The 13,439-nt window shown below is 40.8% G+C and carries 9 protein-coding genes; 2 read left to right on the top strand and 7 right to left on the bottom strand.

Annotation, left to right across the window (positions count from 1 at the left end):
• Positions 1 to 12: 12 nt before the first annotated feature.
• From rodA to ACTIEV_RS00430, 7 genes are all read right to left on the bottom strand, one after another.
• Positions 13 to 1,359, bottom strand: a complete 1,347-nt coding sequence (gene rodA / locus ACTIEV_RS00460; protein ID WP_322196553.1) for a rod shape-determining protein RodA — start codon at positions 1,357 to 1,359, stop codon at positions 13 to 15.
• A 1-nt stretch (position 1,360) separates the two neighbouring features.
• Entirely contained in the window at positions 1,361 to 3,451 is a 2,091-nt protein-coding gene (locus ACTIEV_RS00455; RefSeq protein WP_322196552.1) for a peptidoglycan D,D-transpeptidase FtsI family protein, read from the bottom strand.
• Between the two features lie 166 nt (positions 3,452 to 3,617).
• Positions 3,618 to 4,151: a rod shape-determining protein MreD gene (mreD, locus tag ACTIEV_RS00450; RefSeq protein ID WP_322196551.1), complete on the bottom strand. Its 534-nt coding sequence runs from the start codon at positions 4,149 to 4,151 to the stop codon at positions 3,618 to 3,620.
• Positions 4,148 to 4,999 (bottom strand): rod shape-determining protein MreC, encoded by an 852-nt coding sequence (gene mreC / locus ACTIEV_RS00445; protein ID WP_322196550.1) that lies wholly within the window; start codon positions 4,997 to 4,999, stop codon positions 4,148 to 4,150. Before mreC ends, mreD begins: the two co-directional genes overlap by 4 nt.
• A gap of 55 nt (positions 5,000 to 5,054) precedes the next feature.
• A complete protein-coding gene (locus ACTIEV_RS00440) occupies positions 5,055 to 6,080 on the bottom strand; it encodes a rod shape-determining protein (RefSeq protein WP_439515872.1) in 1,026 nt (341 codons plus the stop codon).
• A gap of 188 nt (positions 6,081 to 6,268) precedes the next feature.
• Entirely contained in the window at positions 6,269 to 7,561 is a 1,293-nt protein-coding gene (gene purD / locus ACTIEV_RS00435) for a phosphoribosylamine--glycine ligase (RefSeq protein ID WP_322196549.1), read from the bottom strand.
• 93 nt (positions 7,562 to 7,654) lie between these two features.
• Entirely contained in the window at positions 7,655 to 9,100 is a 1,446-nt protein-coding gene (locus tag ACTIEV_RS00430; RefSeq protein WP_322196548.1) for a POT-type proton-dependent oligopeptide transporter, read from the bottom strand.
• A gap of 94 nt (positions 9,101 to 9,194) precedes the next feature.
• Here ACTIEV_RS00430 and ACTIEV_RS00425 point away from each other — a divergent pair, with 94 nt between their 5' ends.
• The gene (locus tag ACTIEV_RS00425; RefSeq protein ID WP_322196547.1) at positions 9,195 to 11,246 is read left to right on the top strand and encodes an OPT family oligopeptide transporter; all 2,052 of its coding nucleotides are present in this window, start codon (positions 9,195 to 9,197) and stop codon (positions 11,244 to 11,246) included.
• Between the two features lie 151 nt (positions 11,247 to 11,397).
• On the top strand, positions 11,398 to 13,311 hold the full coding sequence (locus tag ACTIEV_RS00420) for a DUF1800 domain-containing protein (protein ID WP_322196546.1): 1,914 nt from the start codon (positions 11,398 to 11,400) through the stop codon (positions 13,309 to 13,311).
• Positions 13,312 to 13,439 lie beyond the last annotated feature (128 nt).

The following is a 13,439-nucleotide window of genomic DNA, read 5'->3' as shown; positions in this document are numbered from 1 at the left end:
ACACTACACTATTTAACGTAAAACCATTTGTCTATCTGCATCTAAACGCAGCAGAATAAAAATCAATACTGTAAAAGTAAGCAAAGACGATCCTCCGTAACTCATGAGTGGCAATGGAATACCCACAATAGGAAACAAACCAATGGTCATACTCACATTTACGGCAATATGAAAGAAAAATATACTCACCACACTGTATGCATACACTCTACTGAAGGTACTACGTTGACGCTCAGCAATCATAACAATACGGTATAATAAGAAGAGGTATAACAATAGAAATACAAAACAACCTACGAATCCAAATGCTTCCCCCAGTGATGTGAAGATGAAATCGGTGCGTTGTTCTGGTACATATTTGCCACGGGTTTGCGTGCCTTTCAAAAATCCTCGACCAAAAAAACCACCTGACCCTATGGCAATTTTACTTTGTCGCACATTGTAATCATCCGGTTTACGAACGGTTTTATTAGAGGTCGATTTATCCTGTGCACGCTTGTTGTCTTCACAGTTATACTCTTTACCCACCATGCTATAGATACGTGTACTCTGATAGCACTCCAATACATTATTAAAGATATAAGGAACCACAAATCGTTGAACACCTACACAAACCAGCCAAATGGTAATGATAATTGTTAATAACCCTTTTTTCTTTTTGATTTGTTTGCGCAAAACAAAAATGACTGCGGCGGCGATCATGGTAAGGATCACTGCTAAAACGTTGGGCTCTAAAATGAGCGTCGCAACAACCAGTGCACCAAAAGAAGAACCAACAATCAAAATTTGTGCGGGTAGGCCTTCACGATACATGGCAATAACAAAACTTGTGTATACCAATGCAAGCCCTAATTCATGTTGTAGAATCGATAACACGGCCGGAGCCAAGGCGATAGCTCCTGCTACCAATTGTGAGCGAATTTTTGAAAAATCAATTTCTTGTCTGGATAAGTATTTCGCCAATGCCAATGATACAAATATCTTACACAGTTCAGCAGGTTGAAGGTTAAATCCACCTGCCAATGGTATCCAGCTTTTTGATCCATTGATATTTTTACCAATTGCAAAAGTTGCGATCATTAAAAGAATACCAAAGAGATAAAACAGATTCGCAAATGCTGTGAACAATTTGCTATCAGTCAATAAAATAAAAGTGGCAGCAATAGCGCATACACCGGCAAATATCAATTGCTTGCTATAGCTGGTCTTGCCATCTAAAAACGAAGCCAACCAATCTGTTTCAGGACGATACTCCACCATGAAGATGCAAAGAATGCCAATGGCTACTAAAATGGCATACAACCAAATAACAACATAATCAACCCCCTGCGTGACGATATTTTGATTTCTTCTGTTCATGTTATGCCGCAGTTTTTCTTTTTACAGTAGTTGATTTGCGTAATTCTTCGGGAAGAACTGCTGCTGTTCTACCACTGTCTTTTTTAGGGGTCTTTGCGGGATTTGGCTTTGTAGGCGTGCTTTCTGTTTCCATTTCTTCAGGAGCTTCTTGTACACCCGAAGTGTCACGCGCTGCCTTTTTAGCTGCAGCCATTTGTTGCGCCTGCCTCAAAGAATCTCTTTTCGCCATTTGTCTTTTCATCTGAGGTGGAATCAGATCCATTTTAGCCAACTGTTCAATTTTAGCTTTTCGATCATTACCGCTGATGGAATCTTTCAAATATTTTTCAATCAATAAGCTGGCAATAGGCGCAGCGGAAGTAGCACCATACCCCGCGTTCTCACACATCACAGCAATAGCGATGCGTGGATTTTCTCTCGGTGCAAATGCACCAAAGAAAGCATGGTCTTTTAATTTTTCACCACGGTACGCGTTTTCCACCGTACCTGTCTTACCACACACATTGATACCCGGAACTTTTGCATAAAAACCGGTACCAAATTCCATGGTTCCCTGCATGCCTTCATGCACTTCTTCCCATACATATTCAGGAATTTCTTTGGTCTTATGTTTGATCTTGAACTTATCCAACATACTAAACTCATCGCCACCTTCAATAGAATCAATCAGGTGAGGTGTATAGTACCATCCTTTATTAGCAATGATGGCCATTACATTCGCAAGTTGGGTAAGGGTAGTGGTGATTTCACCTTGACCAATACTATTGGAAATGATATTGCAGGATTGCCAATTCTTACCAAATATGCCATGATAATATTTAGGAGTAGGCATATTACCCATTTTCTCCGATGGTAAATCAACCCCCAATCTTCTACCCAAACCAAATGAATAAGCATATTGATTGAATGAACTCAATGCACTGTCACGGTTAGGATATTTACCATTTTCGAGAATACGTCTATATGTAGCAGCGAAATAACTATTACATGATTTTGAAATAGCAGGTTTTAAAGTGAAAGTACCTGCCGCATGACATCCCATCGGTCTGCCACAACCATAATAGGCACCACCGCAACTCACGGTGAAGTTATCATCAATGACTCCTTCATTCATACCAATAATCCCTACCATTGTTTTGAATGTAGAGCCGGGTGAATAGAATGTGCCCACCGTTCTGTTCAACAAAGGAAGTCGTGGGTCGAAGTATAACATATCGACCAAGTGTTTTTTTCGTTGGTTGCCTGTGAGGTAGTTGGGATTGTAGGTTGGTGCACTCACCATACATAATATACCGCCAGTCTTAGGATTAATCGCTACAATACTGCCCACTTTATTCTGCATCAGTTTTTCACCAAGTTCTTGTAGCTCCACATCAATACTGGAGTATAAATTGTTTCCGGCAACTGCGGCTGTATCATATGCACCGTTCTCCCAAGAGCCTTGTAAACGACCTTTGTTATCGCGTATATATCGTTTGATACCTCTTTGTCCCATCAACACTTTCTCATAAATATTTTCCAATCCGGTACTGCCAAAGTAGTCCCCCATTTCATACCCTTCTCCTTTATGCCGACGTAAAAATCCGGTATCCACTTCTGCCATATAACCCAATACTGCAGCTCCTACATTGTAAGGATATGTGCGAACAGAACGTTCATTCAAAGAAAAGCCGGGGAAACGATACATGTTTTCATTCAACTTCGCGAACATTTCAGGGGTTAGCAAGGCCTCAAAAACGCTGGGTTTTACACTTGTATTTTTGAAGATAAGGTCTCGCATCCTCTTTTTGTAAGCAGCAGTATCTATATTCAATAATCTACAAAGGGTCATTGTATCGGTACCACGAGCTTCTGATGGAATGACAACCAAATCATAACTGATGGTATTTTCCAGAATCCCTCTTTTCTTTCGGTCGAAAATAATACCGCGATCGGGATAGATGACTTTCCGATAAAAAGCATTGTTATCTGCAGCCAGTTTATACTGACCAGAAAACAACTGCAGGTTGATCAATTGCCCCGTGATAGCAATGAAAACACCTGCAAAAATAAACTGTATCACACGGCTGCGACTCTGGTTGAAGACAGGCATAGATCTTGGGACTAAACTTAAAAGTGAAGTGTATTACAAATTTGACGCTTTGTTATGGATCAAACGAAAAAAATTTTGCAAAAGTGTGAAGAAGTCAAAATCAAAAGTAAAAAGTCAAAATTCAAAACTTTTCCCTTTTTGAATTTTGACTTTTTACTTTTGATTTCTAAGCCGCATTCGTTCTATACTTTCCTTTCCGCAGGAACAATAGCTCTGCAAGGAAAATCATCAGTAAGCTGATAGCAGTGGTACCCAGCACTTTTCCGAGGAAGTAGAGGAAGTCTCCGAATTGGAGCCATTCTATGAGTACAAGATAGAAATGATGGATAAAAGTGAGTAAGCCTACATAGAGGCTATAAGGAGCCCAGCCCATACTCCTACTGCCCGGTTCGCTATAGCTCTGTTCAATGGTTTCTTGGGGTAGCAGTATGCTCAGCATAAATGGGCGAATAAATGCAATCAGTACACACGGAGCGGCATGCAGTCCTAAGGTTCCGGTAAAAGAATCGAGTGTGAGACCAAAAATAAATGCGATGACCATCAATAACACCCGGTTCATATTAAAAGGCAACCAGAGTATGTATAAGAAGTAAACATAGGGAACAATGAACCGATGCAGAGGTGGAACCTCATTGAGGATGAATACCTGTAAAAAGATGAACAGAGTAAATCGAACAATATTTTTTACAAGACTACTCATTGGTTGGTCAATGGGGTATTTTCAATTTGTACCTGTTCAGCAAAACGGACATTTTCTACTAAGTAAACATATTGAATACTAAAGAAATTGGTGGCTGTTTTGATTTTCAGCGTATAAAAATTACTGGACGGGTCTGCTACAATGGATGCTACAGTTCCCACCATCAAATTTGAAGGGAAGTTCGCGGAATAATTGCTGGTAACAACGGTATCGCCCTTCACTACTTTCGCACTTTTAGAAACGTTGCGAAGCGTTAGGATCGAAGGATCACTGCCATCCCATTCAATACTACCTGCATTATTGTCTTTTTTGAGCATGGCACTTACACGGCTATTGCGGTGAAGTAAGCTCATGACTTTGCTGATATTGGCACTGGTTTCAACTACTACTCCCACAATTCCCTCTGGTCCAATAACTGCCATTCCTTTTTTCACACCTTGATTACTGCCTCTTTCTAGGGTTAGGAAATTTGTTTGAAGTGTGACGGTATTACCAATGACTTTGGCAGGAAGCCAGGTGAACTTACGATAACGACCGGTTGAGTCTCTGTATGTAGTATCTGTATAGTTGATGGTAGTGCTATCCGGGGCGATATGATTACTGGCCAAGAGATTTCTCAGTCGATTATTCTCTTCTGCTAATTGTCGATTGGTTTCTGAAAGACTAAAATAACTGCGCAGATTACTATAACGTTCATTGAGTTTTCCGGTTAATTCACTGGTTGCATCAGAAAAGAAAGCCTCATGCGTTTTGCTGGAACGGGTCAATAAAACGATGGCAAATACCTGAAGCAGTAAAAAGCTCAGGAAAGTGAAATAACGCCGTATGAAAAGAAATATATTCTTCAACGCAAACTTTGATTAGGACATTCAAAATGATCGGATACATTCACCGGTTTCGGTGTTATCTCATAATGAATGGAAAACGCTGATAGTTTTTCAGTGCCAGTCCGGTACCACGTACTACACTCTTCAAAGGATCATCCGCTACATGAACCGGTAATTTGATCTTTGCACTTAAACGCTTATCCAGTCCACGTAACAAAGCGCCACCGCCGGTGAGGTATAAACCTCTGCGGTAAATATCAGCAGCCAATTCAGGTGGTGTGGTTTCCAACGCTTTCAGGATCGCTTCTTCAATTTTGAAAATGCTTTTATCCAATGCTTCAGCGATTTCCTGATAGCTGACCATGATCTGTTTAGGGATACCTGTTACCAGGTCGCGACCATTTACGGGCATATCATCCGGTGGATTATCTAGGTCTTTCATGGCAGCACCTACATTGATTTTGATCTGTTCAGCGGTACGCTCACCAATCAATAAACTATGGTAACGACGGAGGGCTTCCATGATATCTGCAGTAAACTCGTCACCTGCTACACGGATACTCTTGTCGCACACAATACCTGCAAGGGCAATTACTGTAATACCGGTGGTACCACCTCCAATATCAATGATCATATTTCCTACAGGCTCTTCCACATCAATGCCAATACCCAGCGCCGCAGCCATGGGTTCATGGATCATGTATACTTCTTTGGCTCCTGCCTGCTCGGCACTATCACGAACGGCACGTTTTTCTACCTCGGTAATAGAGGAAGGGATACAAATCACCATTCTCCAACTGGGTGGGAAAAGGGGTTTTTTGGGGTAGATCATCTTGATCAACTCCCTGATCATCAACTCGGCAGCATTAAAATCGGCAATTACACCATCTTTCAGCGGACGAACCGTACGAATACTTTCATGGGTTTTCTCGTGCATCATGAGGGCTTTCTTACCTACGGCAAGTACTTCCTTCATATTGTTACGGTTCAGGGCCACGATCGATGGCTCATTTACCACTACTTCATCATTATGGATAATGAGGGTATTAGCGGTACCCAGATCCATGGCTATTTCCTGCGTAAAAAAGTTGAATAATCCCATTGTATAGAAAAAGTTCTTATTTGTTCGTCAATGATTGCAAAGGTGGATGAAATTACTTGAAATAACAAAGCCTAAAATACTGATTTTTCGCGGGCTGGAGAAGAGTCCATGGTCCATGGTCGATAGTCCATAGTTTTTAATTTCCTTGCAAGGTTTTCAACCATGGTCTATGGACTATTAACTATGGACTATTCACTCCCCCCAAACTCAAACCCAATATCCCTCCGAAAATACATTCCTTCAAACGATATTTCTTTCAATTTATTTTTTGATTTGTTCACAGCATCCGCAATATTATTTCCGTACGCGGTTACTGCTAAAACCCTGCCACCATTTGTTAAAACATTGTTTTCGTTTTGTGTTGTACCTGCATGAAATACGATGACTTCTTTTGATGCAGTAGCATGTTCCAATCCATGAATGATTTTATTCTTTTCATAATCGCCCGGATAACCGCCACTAACTGCCATTACTGTTGCACAGTATCTTTCATCATAAGCAATGTTAGCATCAGCGAGTGTACCGTTATCCATCGCAGCAAATAAAGCAACCAGATCAGTTTGTAAACGTGGCATTACCACTTCAGTTTCCGGATCTCCCATTCTGCAATTGTATTCAATCACAAAAGGTTCACCATTTACATTCATCAGTCCGAAGAAAATAAAACCATGATAGATGAGTTCTTCTTGTTCCAATCCTTTTACGGTTGGCACAATAATGCGTTCTTCTACTTTGCGCATAAATACATCATCCATAAAAGGTACAGGGCTTACACAGCCCATGCCACCTGTGTTTAAGCCGGTATCGCCTTCGCCGATTCTTTTATAATCTTTTGCATGACCGATAATCTGATAATCTGATCCATTGGTTAAAACAAATACACTTACTTCTATACCTTTCAAGAATTCTTCAATCACTACTTTGCTACTAGCATCACCAAATTGTTTATGAAGAATCATTTCTTCAAATGTTTGTAATGCTTCCTCATGTGTTGAAGCAATTACAACACCTTTACCCGCAGCAAGTCCATCCGCTTTTAATACAACAGGTAAACTATGCGTTACAATGTATTTTTTTCCTTCTTCAAAATTGTCTGCAGTAAACTCAGCATACCCTGCCGTAGGTATCTGGTGACGCTGCATGAATTTTTTACTGAATGCTTTACTGCCTTCTAATTGTGCAGCTTTTGCAGAAGGTCCTACCACCACAATTCTTTGTAGTGCAGGATCTTTTTCAAAAAAATCATATACGCCCTTCACCAAGGGTTCTTCCGGTCCTACCACCAGCATATCGATTTTGTTTTCAATACAAGCTTGTTTGATGGCTTCGAAATCTGTGACAGCCATCGATAAATTGGTACCGAATTGAGAGGTACCGGCATTACCGGGTGCAATAAAAAGGGCATCACAATGATGGCTCTGCGACATTTTCCATGCCAGTGCATGTTCACGGCCACCTGATCCAAGTAAAAGAATATTCATAAAATGAAGTTCAGGTGGCGAAAGTAGTCTCTATGCAGGATTTTCAGCATGAGCGGGGGATTTTTTTGTACAGACCGCGCTCATGCTGAAAAATTAGTTTTCGGTTTCCTCTGCTACACCAACATAACGTTTCTCAGGCAAACGTTTAGCCACTAAAAGGAATAAAATAAAGGAAACAGCCAAGATACCGATGAATAGCCAGTAGTATTTGGCACCTGTGAATTGACTGAAAAAGCCTTTGTCCACTATGTTTCCATTGATCAGTCCAACGAGTAAATTTCCAGCGGAAATACCTAGTAAATACAGGGCACTCATGGTACTTTTCATGGATATCGGTGAATGTGTATAGGCATATTCAAGACAGGTAACGGAAACCAGTATTTCAGATGCTGCCAATAAAATATAAGCCAGTATCTGCCACCATACCGAAGGTTTACCTCCTGCATCTATACTTTCCTGTAAGAATGCAATGATGGTGAATGAAAGGCCTATGATGACCAATCCCGCACCTATCTTTTTTAAAGGGGTTACTCGTATTCCCTTTTTATCCAGATAAGGAAACAGAAATGAGTTGAAAACGGGGATCAGTAGTACTAAAAAAAGGGGATTGATAAAATTGATCTGCTCAGGTAAAATGGAAAAATCTCCGACTAGTTTTAGGTCTAATCGTGTAGCCTGCAAGACCCACTCAGAAAGGTTTTGATCCCAAAGCGCCCAGAAAATAGGTGTAAAAGCAAATACGGCCAGTACACGATACACCGCTTTGATACCATCGATGGATGTAACTGAATATTTTTCTGCAACTGCTTCCCAAACTTTTTGGCCAGGTTTCCGGCTAAATAGCTTTATCAATGCATAAATAGAAATGGAAAAAAAGTTCTCTTTTTTGATACCAGCAGGTTTAATCCGAACATATTTTTTTCGACCAAGCCAGAATACAACAGTTGCAATCGCCATTAGTATACCAGGTACACCAAAAGCGATTTCAGGCCCATAATATTTTTTAAGTAATGGAATAGATAATGGCGCTAGTGTTCCACCCAGGTTAATACTCATATAAAACCAACCATAGGCTTTTGAAAGCAGGTGTTCATTCGATTTGTTGAACTGGTCGCCTACATTGGCGGATACGCATGATTTAATACCACCGGCACAACAGGCAATAACGATTAGTCCTAAACTAAAAATAGTATAACTGTCGCCTGATACAGAAAGTATCAGATGTCCAAATGTGTAAAGAATCGATACAAGTAGGATAACCCGGTATTTCCCAAAAAACCAATCGGCCATTATTGCACCAACCATCGGCATGAAATACGCCAGCGTAACAAATAAATGTGACATTTCATTAGCTTTTGCATCTGCTTCAGCCGTAAGTGCCGGATTGAGGGTTGGATTGAAAAAAGTGACTGCCATAAAAGTCACCATGATAGAACGTAAACCATAAAAACTGAATCGTTCTGCGATCTCACTACCTATAATGTACGGAATCGATTTTGGCATTCTGACTTTAGTCGACTCATTTTGTATATCAGACATAAATCGTATTTTGAAATTTAAAAGTATTGGAAACTATCGGTAAAGATTCATCTGTATACCGAAAAAATTGCTTGCTTCATCTAAAAACCAACTCATGTCTCAACCCAAAAAAACATTCAAACCCTTTGTTTCTCCGGAAACAAACATGAAAGAACTCACGGTAAAATCGATTCTCGTGGGGAGTCTTTTTGGTGTCATCTTCGGTGCTGCTACTGTGTATCTCGCATTAAAGGCAGGTCTAACAGTATCAGCGTCTATTCCCATTGCGGTGATCGCTATTACGCTGGGAAGAAAATTTTTGAAGACCACCATCCTTGAGAATAATATCATTCAAACAACAGGATCTGCAGGAGAAAGTATTGCAGCAGGTGTGGCATTTACTTTACCGGGTTTTCTTTTTCTTTCTTCACCCAGTAGCGCAGAATATTTTAACTATCTCACCATTCTGATCCTAGCCATTGTAGGTGGATTGTTGGGTACACTTTTAATGGTGCCTTTGCGTAAAGCACTAATCGTAAACGAGCATGATAACCTACCCTATCCTGAAGGAACGGCTTGTGGTGATGTATTAAAAGCCGGCGAGCGTGGTGGTGATTTTGCTAAAACTGCTTTCTGGGGTTTAGGTGTTGCATTTGTGTATGCCATCTTTCAGAAAGTTGTGCATGTGATTGCTGAAACACCTTTTTATGCCACGAAACAGATCAATAAATTTTTCCCTTCTGCAAAAGTCAGTGGTGAGATCACCCCTGAATATTTAGGTGTGGGTTATATCATTGGTCCGAAGATCGCAGGTGTGTTGGTAGCAGGTAGTGTTTTAAGCTGGATGGTTTTCATTCCTTTATTGTCAACACTTGTGCCGCCTGATGTAATTGCTATTCAATTGGTGAAGCTGGGTTATCTATCTGATATCGCCAATGCAGGTGGTAAAGGAGGATGGGATCCTGTAACACATACTTTCAATGATTATTCTGCTGCGATCTACTATGCCTATGTTCGACAAGTAGGCGCTGGAACAGTTGCTGCGGGTGGTATCATTACATTGGTGAAAACCATTCCTACTATTGTCAAATCCGTGAAAGGAAGTATGGCCTCTCTGCGTGGTGGATCTTCAGCTGCGGAGAGTTCAATATCCAGAACAGATAAAGACCTTAACTTGAAAGTAGTAGGACTTGGTAGTTTAGCATTGATCGCTATCATCTCCATCATTCCAAGCTTACCGGGCGATGGATTTCTTCAGAAAATTCTGATCGGTATTCTGGTGGTATTATTCGGTGCCTTGTTTGTAACGGTTTCATCACGTATTGTTGGATTGATCGGGTCTTCCAATAATCCGATCAGCGGTATGACCATTGCTACGGTGATGGGAACCAGTTTGATATTCTTGAGTTTGGGATGGTCAGGACAAGCATATGAACCGCTTGTATTAGTTGTAGGTGGTATGATCTGTATCGCTGCAGCCAATGCCGGTGCTACTTCTCAGGATTTGAAGAGTGGTTATATTGTAGGTGCCACACCACGTAATCAACAGATCGCATTGTTTGTGGGTGCGATCGTTTCTTCCATTGTAATTGGTATCACAGTGAAGTTTCTTGATAAGCCAACTACTGAAATGGTACAACAGGGTGTGCAACATGCTATCGGTACTGAAAAATATCCTGCACCTCAAGCTACTTTGATGGCGACATTGATCAAAGGAATTCTTTCCCAGAATTTAGATTGGCAGTATGTGATTGTAGGGATGTTCCTGGCAGTGGTGATGGAACTCTGTGGTATCAAATCACTCAGCTTTGCTATCGGTGTGTATCTGCCATTAGCGACTACACTCCCAATCTTTATTGGTGGTGCGGTACGTGGATTGGTAGAAGGTCGTCAGAAAAAAGAGAAAAAAGAAGTGAGTACTGAAGAAGAGGAACTCAGTAAGGGTAGTTTGTTTGCAACCGGACTGGTAGCTGGTGGTGCTGTGGCAGGGGTGGTGATTGCATTCATTACGGGAACCTCCGGAGGAGAACAATTCTTGAGGAACATCAGTATGGAACATGGACTGGTAGAACTGTTATCCGAAAATGGATACTTCCTATTAGGTACTTTGTTCTTTGCTTTAATGGGACTTATATTATACAGGGTGGCTATGAAGAAAACGGAGTAGCTAGCTTAGAACGCATATTTTTATTGCCACTGAAGACACTGAAGGGCACAGAAAGGTTTCTGTGTTCCTCTGTGCCCTCAGTGGCAATTTTTTTCTCCAGAACAATTTAAACTTCCACCCCATTCACCCGTCAAAACACAAAAGAAAAACCATGTGGCTGAAACGATCGATTGCAGTTTTCTCATTGATAGCATCCACAGCATTCATTCCTGTAGATCCTTATTCTTCTACCATTCGAATGCCTTATCAGCAGGCAGGTCTCTCCAAAGAACAAGCGGCAGCCCATTTATTGAATCGATTTAGTTTCGGCATACAACCCGGACAAATCGATGAGGTAGTAAAGATGGGTCTAGAAAACTGGTTACAACAACAGCTGGAAGCTTCTGTACCTGACACAAAACTGGATAAACGTTTGGCAGATTTTGATGCCTTGAAGATGAATAATGAAGAGATTGTAAATCATTATTTAACTCCTGCGCAGATCATACGCTTGGGTATTCAGCAAAAGATTATTCGTAATGATTCACTCAGTAATACCGACCGTGAAAAATACAGACAAGAGTTAGCTAAAGTGATGAGAGCATCCGGAGTAAAACCGGTACAAGAGTTGCATCGTCAATTGGTAAACCAGAAAGTTCTTCGTGCGGTATATAGTAATAATCAATTGAAAGAAGTGTTGACAGATTTCTGGTTCAACCATTTCAATGTATCGTTAACCAAAGGACAATCGCAGCAATATGTAATGAGTTATGAGCGTGATGCTATCAGACCGCATGTATTCGGAAACTTTAAAAATATGTTATTGGCAACAGCCAAGCACCCTGCGATGCTGGAGTATCTCGATAATGCATTAAGTGTAAGCAATGACAATGAGCGTGCACGCAGACAACAAAATAATGCCATGCTGCGTGCTGCAAGAGAAAGAGCAGAAGCCAGATTGAATGATACAACCATGCAAGGGAATGCTTTATTACAACAAGCTGTTGCTGCAAGAAGAACACAAGGCTTGAATGAAAATTATGCGCGAGAAGTCATGGAGTTGCATACCATGGGTGTAGATGGTGGTTATACACAGAAAGATGTAACAGAACTAGCACGAGCATTAACAGGCTGGTCTGTACGACCCATGTTTAAAAATGGTCCGGCGATGCGGTTGATTGAAAATCTTGATGAAGTACAACTGAAAAGAAGGGGACTGATTATAGATGGAGATTTTTTATTTCGTGGCGATAAACACGATGAAAGTGAAAAAATCATTCTTGGCAAAAAATACAGCGGAACAGATGGGTATGAAGAAGGCGTAGCAGTATTGAATATGTTGGCATCCCATGTCTCTACAGCTAAATTTATTGCAACAAAAATGGCGATACGTTTTGTATCGGATGAACCTTCTCAGGCATTAATTAAAGCGTTGACAAATACTTATCAGCAAACAGATGGAAATATTAAAGCCATGATCATTGCTATGGTGAATCATCCGGATTTCTGGTCAAAGAAAGCATTGCGTGAAAAAATTAAATCTCCTTTTGAATTCGCTATCAGTGCACTGCGGGCTACAAAAGCACAAGTCATGCAACCTTTTCAGGTATTTAATTGGTGTAGTAAAATGGGACAAAGGGTTTATTACTATCAGGCACCTACAGGTTTTCCCGATCGCGCTAACTTTTGGATCAATAGTGGAGCGCTCTTGAATCGAATGAACTTTGGATTGGCATTGGCTACTCAAAAGATTCCGGGTGTTCGTGTAAATCTCTTAGCATTAAACAACGATCACGAACCCGAAAGTGCTGATGAAGCGCTGCGTGCATTCAGTAAGATATTGTTACCGGAGAGAGATAACGAAGAAAACATTAAAAGACTAACAGCTATGGTACGTGATGCAAATGTGGAAGAAAAAATAGCTGTTGCAGCTGCTAAAGCAAAGAATAATAATATGGATGAGGAAGGAGAAGAAGAAACAAGAAGACAAGTGACAGGAGACAAGGAAGATTACAAGAAAGAAATAACAAGTATGGCGCAGGTGGTGGGGATCATTATTGGTTCTCCGGAGTTTCAACGGAAGTGAGGAGAAGACGTGAAAAGTGTCCATAGGACTCCATCGGAGAAAGGTGAAAAGTGAAATGAACAGTTAATAGTATTTGTACTTGTAGCTTGAGGCATGCAGCTTGAAGCTAAAAACTTACAGCATAAAAA

Origin of the sequence: Sediminibacterium sp., assembly GCF_051861365.1 — a bacterium.
In the GTDB taxonomy this organism is placed as follows: Bacteria; Bacteroidota; Bacteroidia; order Chitinophagales; family Chitinophagaceae; genus Sediminibacterium.
Note: the sequence above shows the minus strand (reverse complement) of the source record. Positions and strands in the feature narration are given on the sequence as shown.